Raw genomic sequence first — 15,734 nt, 5'->3', positions numbered from 1 at the left:
GCGCACCTGGACCCCCGCCCCTCAGCACCCAACATCGCCGGAATGAGCACCGGCCCCTACATTCCCCTGTTGACGTTTCGGTGAGCGGCGCCAATAGAACCACAAACGGCTTATAGGCGCTCAGCTTACAATTCGTTAGCGAGCCCTTACAAAACGCTTACGCGGCTTTCAGAAGCGTTACGCGTCACCACGTGGTACAAGAGGAGTGGCTACCCCTTGGCAGGTAACTGACTTCCCGTTGAGGGGAGCCATCCACCGGTAAAACCCTGTGGAAAGACCGCACACGACCGAGGGGTGAACAACATGACGAACAAGAATCTTGTGATCATGCTCGCCGCGCTGCTCGCTGTGATCATCGGCGGCGGTGCGATCTTCGCGATCTCGCAAAACGCGCAACCTGCACCGCAGCAGGCAGCCGTCGAGCCGAGTCCCGAGCCCGAGCTTCCCTATCCCGAGGGCGGGGGTACGCTCATCCTGCGCGTCAATCCCGAGTTCGCGATTCACTACGACGCCCAGGGTATGGTCGTCGGGGTGGACGCTCTGAACGATGACGCCCAGGCCATGGGCCTCGACCTTGCCTCGCTCGAAGGGCAGGAGTGCCGCGCGGCGGTCTCCGCGCTCGTGGCGCGCATCAATGAGGCGGGCTTCCTCGTCGAGGAAGTCGAGGCGGATGGCAACGCCATCGAGCTCGAGGTGGAGGATGGATCCTCGCTGCCGTCCAATGACTTCCTGCGCAACATCGTGAGCGATACCCAGACCTACGTGGTAAGCCAGAGTCGCACCGCTCCGATGCAGGTCACCGGCGCGAGCAATTACGGTTGGACGGATTACAGCGACTCCGACTACGGCCCTGAAAACGACGGCGTGACCGACTACTACGACTCCGACTACGGCCCGCTGAACGACGGCGTGACCGACTACGAGGCGCCCGCACAGAGCAACTCTGGCTACACCAACTACAGCAACTACGGTGGCGGCACCTCCGGCGGCGGTGGCGGCACCTCGACCCCGGCGCCCGCGCCCACGCCTGCACCCGCGCCCCAACCGACCCCGCAGCCCTCTGGCGGCGGCAACTCCGGCCACAGCAACTATGGTGGCGGCGGCAACTCCGGCTATAGCAACTACGACGACGGAGGCAACTCCGGCCACGGCGACTCCGGTTACGACGACTGATGCTCGCCCCCGGAACCAGAAGGGTCCAGCCCAGGCATGAGCTGAAGTACCCCATCTCGCCGATCGAGGCGGATCTTCTGGCGCGACGCCTCGGCATGCTGCTTCCCCGGGACCGGCATGCCGGGGCTTCCGGCCGCTACACGGTGCGGAGCCTCTACTTCGACACGCTCTACGACGACGCGCTCAGGCAGAAGCTTGAGGGGTTCTCGCGCCGTGCCAAGTGGCGGCTGCGCACCTATGAGCCCTGGGGCGTTGACGCGACGGCGGGCATACCGGACTCCCCGGTCCTGCTCGAGAAGAAGTTCAAGCTCAACGGGCTCGGTACGAAGAGCAAGACCACGGTGCCGCGCGAGGTTGCACGCGCCCTCATCGCAGGCGAGAGCACGCCCGGCCTGCTTGCGCTCGCAGAACATGACGAGGTGCTTGCCGAGTTCGTCGCATCGGCGCGCGCCCAAGCGCTCAAGCCGGCGACGATCGTCGCCTACGAGCGCGAGGCGTTCTGCTACCGGCCGGGCAACGTGCGCATCACGATCGACCGCGACGTGCGCTCGAGCCCAAGCGTAGAGAGCTTCCTCGACGCCTCGCGGCTGCTCGCACCCGTGAACCCCGGATCCGTCGTACTCGAGGTGAAGTACGACGCCTACCTGCCCGATATCATCCGCGATGCCGTGAACCTCAGCGGCTGCTCGCGCACCGCGTACTCCAAGTACGCGCTTGCCCGCCGCTATGAGTGAGGCTCGCTCGAAGTCATAGTGACGGGCTTCCGCTTCGCCAGGCGACCGCGCTGCAAGACGATCGCCACTCTACCCGGCGGCCGCTTCGCCAGACGCCCATCGTAACACCGCACCCGCACCTTGAACCGCATGTACCATCCAGGAACAGGACGAACCATGACCTTCAACGACATCTTCCGCTCATCGTTCCTCGACCGCATCGACGCGGTCCCTCTGCTCGATGCAGCCCTCGCCCTCGCGCTCGCCTGCGCGCTGGGTCTGTTCATAGCGCTCATCTACCGCAAGACCACGACCAACCTCATGCAATCCACGAGCTTCGAAGCGACCATCGTGGCGCTCACACTCATCACCACGCTCGTGATCCTCGCGGTATCGAGCAACGTGCTGCTCTCGCTCGGCATGGTGGGCGCCCTTTCCATCGTGCGCTTCCGCACCCCCGTCAAAGAGCCCCTCGACATCGTCTACCTGTTCTGGTGCATCGCCACGGGCATCGTGCTCGCAGCGGGCCTCCTCGTGCTCGCACTCGCGGCATGCATCTTCATCGGTCTCGTGATGCTGCTCGTCACCAACACACACGCGTGGGACCGCCCCTACCTGCTCGTGGTGCGCATCGCGGGCGAGACGGCAGACCAAGCCGAGGGCGCTGTGAAGGCGAAGCTCGATGAGTGCGCCCGCGCGAACGCCCTCAAAGCCAAGAACGTGATCGGCGCAGGCGATGGACCGGCCACCCTCGAGCTCACCTACGAGCTGCGCCTCAAAGACGCCGAGACCTCCTTCACCGAGGCTATCTGCGCCGTGGAGGGTGTCACCGACGCCACCCTCGTCTCCTACAACGGCGATTACCTGGGGTAAGGGAATGTTTGGCACCAAGCGCGCCGATACGGCGACCGCCATCGCCCTGCTGTGCGCCGTCTTGCTCACAGCGGTCTTCATCGTGGCCGGGGCGACGGGGGCCATCAAGCCGGCGCGCGCTGACGCGTACATGGAACGCCTCTTCGCTGCGGAACGCGTGCACACCATCGACATCGTGATCGATGACTGGGACGCCTTCATCGCCGCCGCCCCTACCGAGACCTACACCCGCTGCGACCTCGTCATCGATGGTGAGCGCATACGAGGCGTGGGCCTGCGCGCCAAGGGCAACAACTCGCTTGGCCACATGGCCGAGCGCGGCCTGTCGCGCTACAGCCTCAAAGTCGAGTTCGACCACTACGAGCGTGGTCTCACCTACTACGGCCTCGACAAGCTCTCGCTCGACGCCGCCTTCCAAGACAACAGCTACCTCAAGACCTACCTCGCCTACGACATGATGCGCCATATGGGCGTGCCCGCTCCGGCGACGAGCTTCACCTGGGTGACGGTGAACGGAGAGCCTTGGGGCCTCTTCCTCGCCGTGGAAGACCCCGAGGACGCCTACACCGAGCGCCTGTGGGGCGCGGGCCACGGCGCGCTCTACAAGCCCGATTACCGCTCGCTCGAAGATGAGAACGCCGACGTCGCCCTGCGCTACACAGACGACGACCCCGCGAGTTATCCCGGCATCTTCGACAGGGCGCGCGTGGCACTCGATCCCGATGCCGAGGGGCGCCTCATCGAGGCCCTGCGGCTGCTTGCGGCGGGCGACCGCGCGAGCATCGAGCGCTCGGTGGATGTCGATCTGGTGCTGCGCTATTTCGCCGTGCAGACCTTCGTGGCGAACCTCGACGGCTACCTAGGGTCGACCGGCCACAACTACCTGCTCTACGAGGAGGATGGCCGCATCGCCATGCTGCCGTGGGACTACAACCTCGCCTTTGGCACGTACGCGCTGGGCAGAAGGGAGCTGCCCGACGACGCGGGGACCTACGTGAACCTGCCGATAGACGAGCCTGCCGCGCCCGAGGTCCTCGCCGAGCGCCCGCTCTTCACGAACCTTATGGCGCATGCCGAGTACCGCGACCGCTACCATGCCCACCTCGACGAGTTCGTCGCGGGCTACGTGGAAAGCGGGCTTCTCTCCGAGCGCGTGGCCACCGCCGTCGAGCTCATCGCCCCTTATGTGGCCGAGGATCCCACGGCGTTTTGCACCTATGGGGAGTTCCTCACCGGTGCCTCTACGATCGAGGCGTTCTGCCAGCTGCGCGGCCAGAGCGTGCGCGAGCAGCTCGCCGGCGGCATTCCCGCGACCTGGGAGGGCCAGGCGGCGGCGCCCGCATCGCTCGTGGATGCGTCGAGCATCACCCTCGAGGACCTCGGCGAGCTCGCCGACCTCGATGCGACCGCGGAGACCGGCGAGCGCGACGGCACGTAGGCACGCGTAGGCCACCGTCACGCTCTGAGCGCGCCCTTTGAGCGCGCCTTTAGTAGTCCGCGGCCGCCGGCGAGTCCATCCAGGCGCGCACGAACTCCCCGTAGGTCCCCTCGATGATCGAGCGGCGGGCGCGGCGCATAAGATCGAGCAGGTAGTAGATGTTGTGCATCGAGAGCAGGATGCCGCCGAGCATCTCCTTCTGCGCCACCATGTGCCGGATGTGCGCGCGGGTGTAGCCGCCCGTGCAGACCGGACAGGTGCACCGCTCATCGACGGGACGCGGGTCGCGCGCGAAGCGGGCGTTGCGGAAGTTCAGGCGCCCCTCGCTCGAGAAGGCCGTTCCCATGCGCCCGGTACGCGTGGGCAGCACGCAATCGAACATGTCGATGCCTGCGGCCACACCGCGCACGAGTGTGGTGGGATTGCCCACGCCCATGAGGTAGCGGGGCTTCTTGCGCGGCATGTACTCAGCAGCGAGCGGCTCGAGCGTCTCGAACATGACCTCGTGGCTTTCCCCCACCGAGTACCCGCCGATGCCGTAGCCCGGGAAGTCGCCCATGTCCTCGAGGCGCTCGAGGCTCCTCACGCGCAGGTCCAGGTGCATCCCGCCCTGCACGATACCGAAGAGCGCCTGGTCGGGGCGGGTATGCGCGCGATAGCAGCGCTCGGCCCAGCGGCTCGAGAGGTCCATGGCGCGCTCGACGTCGCGCCGCTCGGCGGGATAGCCGATGCACTGGTCGAGCTGCATGCAGATGTCGCTGCCGAGCTTCTGGGCGATGGCCATGTTGTCCTCGGGGCTCCAGAACACGTGACTGCCGTCGTAATCGGTCGCGATGAAGCGCACGCCCTTGTCGGAGAGCTTGACGGCGTCCGAGTGGCTGAAGATCTGGAAGCCGCCCGAGTCCGTAAGGATGGGCCCGTGCCAGTTCATGAAGTCGTGCAGGCCGCCCATCTCGGCGATGAGGTCGGCACCGGGGCGCATAGCGAGGTGGTAGGTGTTGGAGAGCACGATCTGGGCACCGAGGTCGCGCACGGTCTCCCAGGGCACGCCCTTCACCGTGGCGCGCGTGCCCACGGGCATGAAGATCGGGGTCTCGATGTCGCCGTGCGGCGTATGGAGCACACCCGCGCGGGCGTAGGTCGCGGGGTCCTCGGCGACGATGTCGTAGGTGAAGAGGGACTGGTCCATGGGGCACCTTCCTCGTTTGGCTGACGTTTATGCGGCGGAGGTCGTGGATCGGCCCGGTCGCCTTAAACCCCGACCCACCGCGGCGATACGCCATCATACCAGATACAGGCTCTCTTTCGGCATGTTCCCAAGGCACGCGCACCTGCCCCACGTCGCAGCTGGCTTGGACACCTTACGGATTGGTTATCGCGCGTCGCGCAACGTTCCGGCACCTGGGCATCCTGCTACCATAAGGGCATCACCGTCGAAGGGAGAACCCATGGCCCAGCTCACCGACACCGTCCGCGCCGCGTACGCGACGACCGCCCAAACCGTCATCAAGAACCTCGGCCACCACGGGATGGAGGGCTACTTCTGCCCCTCGAGCGCCGAGGCCGTCGAGCTCGTCCGCTCCTGGATGGCCGAGGGCGACTCCGTCACCTGGGGCGGGACCGAGACCTTCAAGGAGACCGGCATGAAGGCGGCGCTCGACGAGGCCGGCGTCTACCGGATGCTCGACCGCACGACGGCGACCACGCCCGAGGAGAAGCGCGCGATGTGGCGCGATCGCGTCTGCGCCGACTGGTTCTTCATGAGCGCGAACGCCCTCACCGTGAACGGCGAGCTCGTGAACATCGACGGCAACAGCGACCGCCTGTCGCTTCTGCTGCACGGCCCCGAGCACGTCGTGGTGCTCGTCGGCATGAACAAGCTCGTCGCCGACGTCGAGGCCGGCTTCAAGCGCATCCGCACCATCACCTGCCCGCTCAACGCCGCGCGCCTGCACACCGGCACCCCCTGCGAGCTCACGGGGACCTGCGCCGAGTGCCACTCCAAGAGCTGCATGTGCTGCCAGATGGTCGTGACCCGCCACTCGCGCCACGAGGGCCGCATCAGGGTCGTCCTCATCGGCGAGGAGCTCGGCTACTAGCGGCCTCCGAAGTGCATCCCGACTGTGTCCCTCAGTGAAATGGCCATCTAGGCGCACTTCGACGCACCAACCCAAGCTTCATGTTTTGCCGAGATGCTGTGATCGGGATACTTTTTGAGGTTGTACGAGCTAATTCTGTCTAAACCGGGGTATCTCGACAAAAGAAGGCGCCATCGAGATACCCCGATGTAGACACTTTGGAGCGTTGCACTCGGAGACCTTGCCCCCGGACGCGCCCATCGGCGACCACTCAACATGATGAGGGGCGGTGCGCTTTCGCTCACCGCCCCTCCGGCGTGTCTATTACGGTGGACTCACCCCAATGCATCTATCCAGCTCCTCGGCTCCCTTGCTCCTCTGCACCGGGAACCCTGCCGCTATAGATGCCTTCGAGCCTGTTTGCGTCTCTTCATCGGCTGTTTTCCGTGTTGCGACGGAATCCAATGGCTTGCCTTCTGCATAGACCCTTACGAACTAGCCTTGGAGTCGCATCCAACGAGCTCGAACGCTTGTGCTATCTCTTCTGTGCCCATTGGAATCGCCTCCTTCGGTCGTCGCTTACTTCTCTGAAGCGACCTTGCTTTTCATTGCTGAATATTCCCAGCTAGCACTCGTTTATGCCTTTGACGCCGATCTTTTGGCACCTGTTCGTAAGCGGTTGATTCGAGCCCGTGAACGGATTTCCCCAGCACATCGGGCCCGGAAACAGGAGGCAAGCCGCACAGACGAACTCAAGCGAGCACGTCGCGCGCGAAATCCCGCACGCCCGCCGGTTCCGTCCGTGAAGCCGGCTATCATAGAAGGCGTATAGCGGGTATAGACCCATCATCGGTCCGGCTCCGCCGGCCCGCCAACGACGATCACGGGGGCAGATATGGATCTTGAGCAGAACACGCAGCCGCAGGATGATCACATCGATCAGCAGGCCGCATCCACGCAGCAGGCCGCGCCTACCCAGCAAGCTGCAACGACCCAGCAAGACCTCACACAGGCCGAGCCGCAGTCCGAGGGCCTCGATCCCAGCCCCTGGACCGAGCAGACGCCTGACGCAAGCGCACATGAACCCGATGATGGCGGGCTCGCCCCGGATCCTGGCACAGGCGACGCCTCGCCCGGTGATGAGGCGGCTCAGCAGCTCACCTCCGCCGTCGATGCCGTGGGGACCTTCTTCACGCAGGGAGCTTCGGCCATGCGCGAGATGAGCGCAGCCAGGCGCGCGCACGCGGCGGCCCGCGATGAGCTCGAAGCCATCGGGGATGCGATCGAGGACGAACAGGCCGAGCTCGCCCATCGCCAGGACGTGGCCGCTCGCTACGAGGAGATCATCTCGACCGAAAGCGCGCGCAAGGATGAAGCGAAGAAGGTTATCGCCGCCTGCGAGCTCGAGCAGGAGCGGCTCCAGGGCGAGATCGACCGCCTCAAGGATGAGCTCAAGAAGATGAAGGATGCCGATGCGCAGAACGAGAAGCGCCTGAAAGCCGCCCTCGAAGCGGCAGAGGCGCGTGAGGCTTCCGCGCGCGAGAGCGGCAGCCGCCTGCAGCGGCGCCTCGATGATGCCAAGCGTAACCTCGAGAAGGCGGAGGCGGACAACACGAACGGCGTGGCCGCGGCCAAGGCGGCGGTGGAGAGCACCTCGAACCGCCTCGCCATGCTCCGAGAGGAATACGCCGAGATCCAGCGCAACCCCTCGGCGAACTCGGCGGCCTACAGCGTGCGCGCCGACGAGCTTGAGGCTGACATCTCGGATGCCGCACGCGACCTGCAAGCCGCCCAAGACGACCTCCCGCGCGTGACCCAGGAGCTCGCCGAGGAGCTCGAGCGCGCCCGCTGGGCGGTGAGCGAGGCGGAAAAGCCCATCGACGAGGCGAAGAAGCAGTTCCGCGAGATCAGCGAAGCGGCCGACGAGGCGCGTAACGTCTATCGCGAGGCCAAGGACGACGCCGCCGAGCGCCAGCGCGCGCTGCGCGACCAGATCTCCGCTCAGGAGAAGGCCAAGCGCGAGCAGGAGCAGCAAGCGGCCGATGCCGAGGACGAGGCGATGGAGGCGCAGGCGCTCCTCGATGAGGCGAACGACATCCACGCGCATCCCGAGGTCACAGCCGAGCTCGCCACCCGCCTGGAAAACGACCGCGCGGCCTTTGGCGTCAAAAGCGCCCAGGTTGAGCAGCTCGCCGGCGTCGAGCATGACGTGCGCCTGAGGACCCGCGGCTCGCGCCTGCGGTTCATAGGCGTCATCGTCGCCGTCGCCGTCGTAGTCATCGCGATCGTCGCACTCGTCATCTTCTTGATGAACCGGTAGCCGCTACGCGAAAAGACAAGGCGCCGGTATCCAACCGTGGCTTATAGGACAAAAAGTGTGTCCGAATCATGGGCATCGACGCAGGTCGATGCCCCTTTTTCACGCGCTTAAATCTCCAGGGGGAATTTAACCACTCGGACAGAAAGTGTGTCCGGATTCGCTCCTGTCCCGCAGGTAGATGACTGAAAATCAGGCCGTTAAAACCCCGATTACCGAGGAGCTGGGGATGAAGGCGGTCAGGTGCCCCTCTTGCGGGGCGAAGATGAAGAGGAACGGGAAGACGAGCGCGGGCGCGCAGAGGTGGAGGTGCGGGGCGTGCGGCGCCTCGACCACGGTCTCCTACGACGACGCGGCGGCGAGGCTCGACGAGTTCCTGGCATGGCTGCTCTCGAAGGCGACGCAGGCGGACATGCCCGGGCAGGGGCGCACGTTCAGGAGGCTCGCCGCGGGCTTCTGGCCGATCTGGCCCATGCCGGAGCCCACGGGCGAGGTGCGCCGCGTTCTCTTCGTCGACGGCATCTGGCTCGCCCGCGACCTCGTCGTGCTGATCGCCTACGACGGCGAGCACGTGGTCTCGTGGTACATGGCGCAGGCGGAGGCATCGAGGGCGTGGGAGGCGCTGATGGCGCCCATCCCGGCCCCGGACGTGGTGGTGTGCGACGGCGGGACGGGCTTCGAGAAGGCGAGGCGCCGCGCATGGCCGCGCACGAGGGTCCAGAGGTGCCTCTTCCACGCGTTCTCGCAGGTGAGGCGCTATACGACGACGAGGCCGAGGCTCCAGGCGGGCAGGGAGCTCTACGCGCTGTCAATCGAGCTCATGCACCTCGACACCCTCCGCCAGGCCGACTGGTGGGTCGAGCGCTACCTGCAGTGGTGCGGGTTCTGGGCCGACTTCCTCGAGGACGTCTCCTACGTCGACGGCCGGCGCCAGTTCACCCACGAGAGGCTCAGGAAGGCGAGGTCGTCGCTCTCGAGGCTCGTGAGCGCCGGCACGCTGTTCACCTACCTGGACCCCGCGCTCACGGCGGAGGGGCCGCTGCCGCGCACCAACAACCCGATCGAGGGCGGCGTCAACGCGCAGCTCAGGGAAGTCCTGCGCAACCACCGCGGGCTGTCGCTCATGCGGCGCGTGAAGGCGGTCTTCTGGTGGTGCTACATGCACACCGAGGGCCCGAGGCCGGCGAGGGAGATCCTTCGCTCCATGCCCACCGACGACGACATCGACCTCCTGTACAGGACCTACTCGGCGTCGCCCAAGCGCGAGGACGGCGGGCCGGAGTGGGGCGACCGGGCCGTCTGGGAGGAGCTGCACCACAAGAACCCGTACCCCTTCTGGCTGGATTAGGACACGTGTTCTATCGAGACACACTTTTTGTCCTATAAGCCCCAACCGTACCGGTGCCTTGCCATATCAATACCTAGTCATATCCGCGCCTCGTCATGCCGGCGCCTGATTATGCAAGTGCCCTGTCATGCCGCGTTGGCACGCCGAGCGGGCGCGCTACTCGATGAACATCGCGTCGCCGAAGCTGAAGAAGCGGTAGCGCTCCGCGACCGCCTGCTCGTAGGCATCCATGATCTGCTCGCGCGTGGCGAGAGCCGAGACGAGCATCATGAGCGTCGAGCGCGGCACGTGGAAGTTCGTGATGAGCGCATCGACCACATGGTAGGTCGAGCCGGGCATGAGGTAGAGGTTCGTCGTCGCGTCGGCGCGCTCGACGATGTCGCCCGTCCCCGTGACGGCCGCGGAATCGGCGGCGTCCTCGAAGCGGCGCGCCGTGACCGCGGGCTCGCTCGCGGGGGCGTCCGTCTCCCATGCGCTCTCGAGCGAGCGCACGGCCGTCGTGCCCACGGCGATCACCCGGTGACCTGCAGCCTTCGTCGCGTGCACGGCGTCGACGACCGCGCGCGACACGTGGTAGCGCTCGGTGTGCATGACGTGCTCGGTGGGGTCGTCCTCCTCGACGAGGCGGAAGGTGTCGATACCCACCTCGAGCTCGACCGTAGCCCAACCAACACCCTTGGCCTTGATGCGCTCGATGAGCTCGGGCGTAAAGTGGAGACCCGCCGTGGGGGCAGCAGCGGAATGCTCCTCGTTCATGGCGTATACGGTCTGGTACTTCTCGGGATCGCCCTCGTAGTCGGTGATGTAGGGCGGCAGCGGCACATGTCCCGCCGCATGGATGGCCTCATCGAGCGTGCGCGGGGCTCCCGCGGCGTTCTCGCCCATAGGCGTGAAGCGCACCAAGCGGCCCCCGCGGCTATCGGGCACGAAGTCGACGACCTCGCCCGCAAGCACCACCGGCGCGCTTTCCGGCGCATGCGGACCGCCCGCGCGGTATTCGATGACCGCACCGGGCTTGAGGCGCTTGCCGGGACTCACAAGGCATTCCCACACGTGCCCGAGCGGATCGATGTCCTCACGGCGGTTGAGCAGAAGCGTCTCGGCCATACCGCCCGTCTTCGCCTTGCGCCCGATGAGACGCGCCGGCATGACGCGCGTCTCGTTCGCGACGAGCAGGTCGCCCGGCTCGAGGTAGTCGATGATGTCGTAGAAGTGACGGTGCTCCACGCTACCGCCCGCGTCGAGCGGCACGACGTCGCCCGTGGTCGCAAGTGGTTCGCCGCGGTGCAGCACCAGCAGGCGGCACGAATCGCGCGGCTCCGCCGGTGCCTGGGCTATGAGCTCCTCGGGCAGGTTGTAATCGAAATCATCGGTACGCATGGCTACCTCGCTTTCTTATCCGGCTGAATAGCTTAGCACGGATGCCGAAGCGAAACGACCCGTTCTGAAGCGAGGTAGCCGCACGCTGCCTTTATGAGAAGAGTCGGCGAATCTCGTCGCGGCCTTCCTCGCTCGTGAAGATGATCGCCTCATCGCCCGACTCCAAGACGGTATCACCGTTCGGCACGATGAGGTTGCCCTCGTGCTCCACGGCGGTCACGATGGTCTCCGCCGGGAACGGGATGCCCTTGAGGGCGAGTCCCGCCACGCGGGCATGCGCACCCACCGCCACCTGTACGATGCTGTGCTCGTCTCGACCGAGCTTCATGAGCGTGTACATGTCATGCACGTCCATGCCCTCAATCACGAAGCGCGCCGTGATTTCAGCCTGGTTCACACCCACGTCCACACCGTTCACCGCCGTGAACATCCACGCGTTCGCCGGATTGTTCACACGCGCCACAACGCGCGGCACCGCATATTCCATCTTCGCGAGCATCGACGTCACGAGGTTCGTCTCGTCCAATCCCGTCACAGCCGCGACAGCATCCGCGATGCGCACGCCCGCGCGCTCCAAGACCTCGGGATCCGAACCACTCCCCTCGATAACGGAAACGTTCGGGCATATCTGACGCACGCGCTCGACGACTTCAGCGCGCTGCTCGATGACCGTGACCGCGATGCCGTCGTCCGTGAGGCGGGAGGCGAGATGGGCGCCGGTCTTGCCGCCGCCGACAATGATGACCTGCATGATTCCTCCTAATCGGTGATGCCGAGCATCTGCTTGAACTTCCTGCTGGCAGAGGTCGCCACGGCAGCGTAGATGATGTCGCCGGCGGCGAGCACGGTGCCCTGCGTGGGGATGAACGTTTCGTTATCGTGCGAGACGCTCACGATCTGCACCTCGCCGAGCGCGGAGATCTCGCGCACCGTGGCGCCGTCGAGCAGCGCCGGCACGTCCGCGCGAACCAGGCGCACATCGCCCGATCCCACTTCGAACACGTTATCGAGATGGTTATAGGTAAGGAGCTCGCCGATGCGCGCGATGCCCCAAGCATTGGGCGAGACCGTCTGGATGTTCAGGCGACGGTACGTATCGGCCTTCGTAAGATCGTGCAGACGCGCGATGACGCGGGGCACGCGAAACGTCGAGCGGGCGACGTGCGCCACCACGATGTTCGCCTCGTCGGAGCGCATGCAGGAAACGACGGCATCCGTGCGGTCGATTCCCGCGCGCAGAAGCACATCGCGATCGAGGCCGATGCCGCACACGCGTTTGCCGGGGAACGAATCGCCCAGCGCATCAAGTGCTTTCTGGTCTTGGTCGACCGCCGTGACCGAGAATCCCTGCCGCGCGAGCTTCCACGCGAGCCCCGATCCGATGAAGCCCATGCCTACGATAATGACGTTCATAATCTCCACCTTTCAGATGGTGTATACCCTCAACTCTAGCGCTTCGCGGCGGCACGTGCCCGCTCGCGGCGGCGCAGCCATGCCTTGCGAATCTCCTCGATGGCGATGACCACAGGCGGGATGCAGCAGAGGAACGCATAATCCTGCCAGGCCAGGGGCGCGGTGTGGAACACGCCTTGCAGCGGCGGGAACGTGGTGAGGATTACGAGCAGCACCACTTCGAACACGATGCCTATGAGGATGCGGCGGTTCGAGAAGAGTCCGATCTTGAATACCGAGGTGGTCTCGGTACGGCAGTTCATGACCTGGCCGATCTGCGCGAAGATGATGCCCGCGAGCGTCATGGTCGTCGCCTGGATGTACACGGGGTCGCCGTCGTTGCCCAAACCGGCGAGCGGGATGCCCGGCCAGCCGGCGAGCACGTTCACCAGGAAATAGCCCGCCATGGCGGCGATGGAGCCCATGAGGCCATACCACAGGAAGGCCTTCACGAGTACGCGGCGGTTGAGGAGGCGCTCGTTGGGATCGCGCGGGGGTTGATCCATGACGGTCTCCTCGGGCGGCTCGGTTCCAAGGCCGAGCGCGGGGAGCATATCGGTGCCCAGGTCGATGGTGAGGATCTGCATCGTGGTGAGCGGCAGAGGCACGGCGCCGCCCGATAGCAGGTATACGGCATTGGGCACGGCTTCGGGTGCGTTGGAGTTCAAGATGTAGAGAAGGAACTTGCGGATGTTGCTGTAGACCGCTCGGCCCTCCTCGATGGCGGCGACGATCGATGCGAAGTTATCGTCCGTCAGGATCATGTCCGCAGCTTCCTTGGCCACGTCCGTTCCCGTGATGCCCATGGCGACGCCGATATCGGCTTTCTTGAGGGCGGGGGCGTCGTTCACGCCGTCGCCCGTCACGGCCACGATCTCACCCATCTCCTGGAGCGCCGTGACCACGCGCAGCTTCTGCTCGGGTGCCATCCGGGCAAAGACCACCTGGCCAGCGAGCCTGCGCTTGAGCTCGTCGTCATCCATCTTGGAAAGCTCGAAGCCCGAGATGACGGAAAGGCCATCGCCCTCCACGATCTTCAGGCGCCGTGCGATGCTCGCTGCGGTGAGACCGTAGTCGCCCGTGATCATGACGATGCGGATACCCGCGCGGCGGCACTCGGCCACAGCTGCGGCGACTTCGGGACGAGGCGGATCCATCATGACCTCGAGCCCCACGAAGGTGAGGTTGCACTCGATATTCTCGGGCGTGTAATCGCTCATGGCATCGGGGACACCCGCCTCCGCGTTCGCACCGTCGAGCGGGCGGTACGCCACCGCGAGCACGCGCAGGCCGTCGGCGGCGTACGTGTCGTTCGCCTCCATGATGCGTGCACGGAGCTCCTCGGTCATAGGCTCGACCACGCCGTTCACACGAACATGGGTCGAAAGCCGCACGACCTCGTTCGGCGCGCCCTTCGTGAACGCGATGCGGCGCGCCCCGTCCAGCGGGTACTCAAGAGCATGCACGGTCGTCATGCGCTTGCGGCGGCTCTCGAACGGCAGCTCCTTCACGCGGGGCATGCGCGCCTCGAGCTCGGCGCGATCGATGCCGCCCTTCTGCGCGGACACGATGAGGCACGCCTCCGTGGGGTCGCCGTAAACCTCGTAGCGCTTGCCCTCCTCTTCCGGCTCGGCGAGGCGTGCGTTGCCGCAGAGCAACCCGCCTTCGAGCAAGAGCTCGAGGTCGGCATCGTCCACAGCGCGCCAACTGCGTCCCTCGGCTTCTATCTGACCCTCGGGCGCGTACCCCACGCCGGTGATCTCGTATTCGCGCGTCGCCGTCCACAGATGGTTCACGGTCATCTCGTTCTGCGTGAGCGTACCGGTCTTATCCGTGCAGATCACGCTCGTGGAGCCAAGCGCCTCCACGGAATCGAGCTTCTTCACCAGGGCGTTCCGGCGACTCATGCGCTGCACCGCCATAGCGAGCGAAAGCGTCACCGTGGGCAGCAAGCCTTCGGGAATGAATGCCACGACCATGCCGAGCGCGAAGATAAACGAAGACGCGAACGGCTCGTGCACCACGAACAGGGACAGGCAGAAGAACGCGATGCCCATGCACATGGCAAAGATCGTGACCTGCTTCGTGAGGCGGTTGAGCTGACGCGTGAGCGGGCTCTCCGCCGCCTGCATGTTCTGCGTGAGGCTCGCGATCTTGCCGAACTCCGTGTCCATGCCAATGCGGAACACCACGGCGCGACCGTTGCCCTCAGACACGCTCGTGCCAGCGAAGACGAGGTTGGGAATCTCCGCGGCGGAAAGCCCCTCTTCGAGCACCGCGTCCGCGGTCTTGCGGGACGGGGTGGATTCGCCATTCAACGTGGATTGATTCACCTGCAAGTCCGAACTCGCGATGACGCGCGCATCTGCAGAGATCTTGTCGCCCTCGGCAAGGAGCATGACGTCGCCCGGCACGAGGTCTTCTGCCAGAATCTTCTGCTCCTGGCCGTCGCGAATCACCGTGGCATACGCCGGCAGCATCTTCTTGAGCGCCTCGGTCGCCTGGCTCGCACGCGCCTCCTGCCAGAAGCTGAACACCCCGTTGATGATGTTCACGAGCCACACGGCGACGCCAAGCTCCGGGAGCCCCGCGATGAACGCGATGGTGCCCGCGACCCACAAAAGCACCGCCATGAGGTGTGTGAAGTTCGCGAGGAACGCGATGACGGGCGACTTCTTCTTCTCGCTTTGGATGACGTTCTTCCCAAAGCGCCCCTGGCGTACGACCGCCTCGTCCGAGGCGAGCCCTACGCGCGCCGTCTCAAGTTCGCCGAACACGCCGTCGATGGGTGCCTTGCGGATGGCATCGAGCGCATCCAGATCCGTTGCGGCGACGGATGCCGGGGCACCTGAGCCCAAACTGCTTCCCATGAAACCTCTCCTTCCCTGATCGCGGGGTGCCGGCAGCACACCCGCGATTGCGAAAGCATCTTAGTCACGTGAAAAAGCAGCTTCAAGGGGTT

12 protein-coding genes are annotated in these 15,734 nt (G+C 65.4%); 7 read left to right on the top strand and 5 right to left on the bottom strand.

From position 1 onward, the window contains the following. Window positions 1–303: 303 nt before the first annotated feature. The 4 genes from C1717_RS03430 to C1717_RS03415 all read left to right on the top strand — a co-directional run bounded on the left by C1717_RS03430 (window position 304) and on the right by C1717_RS03415 (window position 4,197). Complete coding sequence (locus tag C1717_RS03430; protein WP_102371858.1) at window positions 304–1,173, top strand: anti-sigma-I factor RsgI family protein; 870 nt, start codon at window positions 304–306, stop codon at window positions 1,171–1,173. After that, window positions 1,173–1,907 carry a polyphosphate polymerase domain-containing protein gene (locus C1717_RS03425; protein WP_102371857.1) on the top strand — a complete coding sequence of 245 codons (735 nt, stop codon included), beginning with the start codon at window positions 1,173–1,175 and terminating at the stop codon, window positions 1,905–1,907. Before C1717_RS03430 ends, C1717_RS03425 begins: the two co-directional genes overlap by 1 nt. 156 nt (window positions 1,908–2,063) lie before the next feature. Beyond that, the gene (locus C1717_RS03420; RefSeq protein ID WP_102371856.1) at window positions 2,064–2,759 is read left to right on the top strand and encodes a DUF4956 domain-containing protein; all 696 of its coding nucleotides are present in this window, start codon (window positions 2,064–2,066) and stop codon (window positions 2,757–2,759) included. A gap of 4 nt (window positions 2,760–2,763) precedes the next feature. After that, window positions 2,764–4,197 carry a CotH kinase family protein gene (locus tag C1717_RS03415; protein ID WP_102371855.1) on the top strand — a complete coding sequence of 478 codons (1,434 nt, stop codon included), beginning with the start codon at window positions 2,764–2,766 and terminating at the stop codon, window positions 4,195–4,197. A 49-nt stretch (window positions 4,198–4,246) separates the two neighbouring features. On the opposite strand, the gene tgt is transcribed toward C1717_RS03415, so the two are convergent. Further along, window positions 4,247–5,386, bottom strand: a complete 1,140-nt coding sequence (gene tgt, locus C1717_RS03410) for a tRNA guanosine(34) transglycosylase Tgt (RefSeq protein ID WP_102371854.1) — start codon at window positions 5,384–5,386, stop codon at window positions 4,247–4,249. Window positions 5,387–5,645: 259 nt separating this feature from the next. Between tgt and C1717_RS03405 the strand changes: the two genes are divergently transcribed. From C1717_RS03405 to C1717_RS03395, 3 genes are all read left to right on the top strand, one after another. After that, the gene (locus C1717_RS03405; RefSeq protein WP_102371853.1) at window positions 5,646–6,296 is read left to right on the top strand and encodes a lactate utilization protein; all 651 of its coding nucleotides are present in this window, start codon (window positions 5,646–5,648) and stop codon (window positions 6,294–6,296) included. 874 nt (window positions 6,297–7,170) lie between these two features. Continuing rightward, complete coding sequence (locus C1717_RS03400) at window positions 7,171–8,595, top strand: coiled-coil domain-containing protein (protein ID WP_102371852.1); 1,425 nt, start codon at window positions 7,171–7,173, stop codon at window positions 8,593–8,595. A 226-nt stretch (window positions 8,596–8,821) separates the two neighbouring features. Continuing rightward, window positions 8,822–9,940 carry an IS1249 family transposase gene (locus tag C1717_RS03395; RefSeq protein WP_102371851.1) on the top strand — a complete coding sequence of 373 codons (1,119 nt, stop codon included), beginning with the start codon at window positions 8,822–8,824 and terminating at the stop codon, window positions 9,938–9,940. Window positions 9,941–10,096: 156 nt separating this feature from the next. Here C1717_RS03395 and queA read toward each other — a convergent pair whose 3' ends face one another. The 4 genes from queA to C1717_RS03375 all read right to left on the bottom strand — a co-directional run bounded on the left by queA (window position 10,097) and on the right by C1717_RS03375 (window position 15,642). Next, window positions 10,097–11,320: a tRNA preQ1(34) S-adenosylmethionine ribosyltransferase-isomerase QueA gene (gene queA / locus C1717_RS03390; protein ID WP_102371850.1), complete on the bottom strand. Its 1,224-nt coding sequence runs from the start codon at window positions 11,318–11,320 to the stop codon at window positions 10,097–10,099. Window positions 11,321–11,411: 91 nt separating this feature from the next. After that, complete coding sequence (locus tag C1717_RS03385) at window positions 11,412–12,071, bottom strand: NAD-binding protein (RefSeq protein WP_102371849.1); 660 nt, start codon at window positions 12,069–12,071, stop codon at window positions 11,412–11,414. An 8-nt stretch (window positions 12,072–12,079) separates the two neighbouring features. After that, window positions 12,080–12,733, bottom strand: a complete 654-nt coding sequence (locus tag C1717_RS03380; RefSeq protein ID WP_022349872.1) for a potassium channel family protein — start codon at window positions 12,731–12,733, stop codon at window positions 12,080–12,082. A gap of 35 nt (window positions 12,734–12,768) precedes the next feature. After that, a complete protein-coding gene (locus C1717_RS03375; protein WP_102371848.1) occupies window positions 12,769–15,642 on the bottom strand; it encodes a cation-translocating P-type ATPase in 2,874 nt (957 codons plus the stop codon). Window positions 15,643–15,734 lie beyond the last annotated feature (92 nt).

The organism is Enorma phocaeensis, assembly GCF_900186505.1.
Classification (GTDB): domain Bacteria; phylum Actinomycetota; class Coriobacteriia; order Coriobacteriales; family Coriobacteriaceae; genus Enorma; species Enorma phocaeensis.
Note: the sequence above shows the minus strand (reverse complement) of the source record. Positions and strands in the feature narration are given on the sequence as shown.

Coding starts and splice junctions, on each gene's coding strand:
- C1717_RS03430 (WP_102371858.1), top strand. CDS start 304: ATGACGAACAAGAATCTTGTGATCATGCTCGCCGCGCTGCTCGCTGTG.
- C1717_RS03425 (WP_102371857.1), top strand. CDS start 1,173: ATGCTCGCCCCCGGAACCAGAAGGGTCCAGCCCAGGCATGAGCTGAAG.
- C1717_RS03420 (WP_102371856.1), top strand. CDS start 2,064: ATGACCTTCAACGACATCTTCCGCTCATCGTTCCTCGACCGCATCGAC.
- C1717_RS03415 (WP_102371855.1), top strand. CDS start 2,764: ATGTTTGGCACCAAGCGCGCCGATACGGCGACCGCCATCGCCCTGCTG.
- tgt (WP_102371854.1), bottom strand. CDS start 5,386: ATGGACCAGTCCCTCTTCACCTACGACATCGTCGCCGAGGACCCCGCG.
- C1717_RS03405 (WP_102371853.1), top strand. CDS start 5,646: ATGGCCCAGCTCACCGACACCGTCCGCGCCGCGTACGCGACGACCGCC.
- C1717_RS03400 (WP_102371852.1), top strand. CDS start 7,171: ATGGATCTTGAGCAGAACACGCAGCCGCAGGATGATCACATCGATCAG.
- C1717_RS03395 (WP_102371851.1), top strand. CDS start 8,822: ATGAAGGCGGTCAGGTGCCCCTCTTGCGGGGCGAAGATGAAGAGGAAC.
- queA (WP_102371850.1), bottom strand. CDS start 11,320: ATGCGTACCGATGATTTCGATTACAACCTGCCCGAGGAGCTCATAGCC.
- C1717_RS03385 (WP_102371849.1), bottom strand. CDS start 12,071: ATGCAGGTCATCATTGTCGGCGGCGGCAAGACCGGCGCCCATCTCGCC.
- C1717_RS03380 (WP_022349872.1), bottom strand. CDS start 12,733: ATGAACGTCATTATCGTAGGCATGGGCTTCATCGGATCGGGGCTCGCG.
- C1717_RS03375 (WP_102371848.1), bottom strand. CDS start 15,642: ATGGGAAGCAGTTTGGGCTCAGGTGCCCCGGCATCCGTCGCCGCAACG.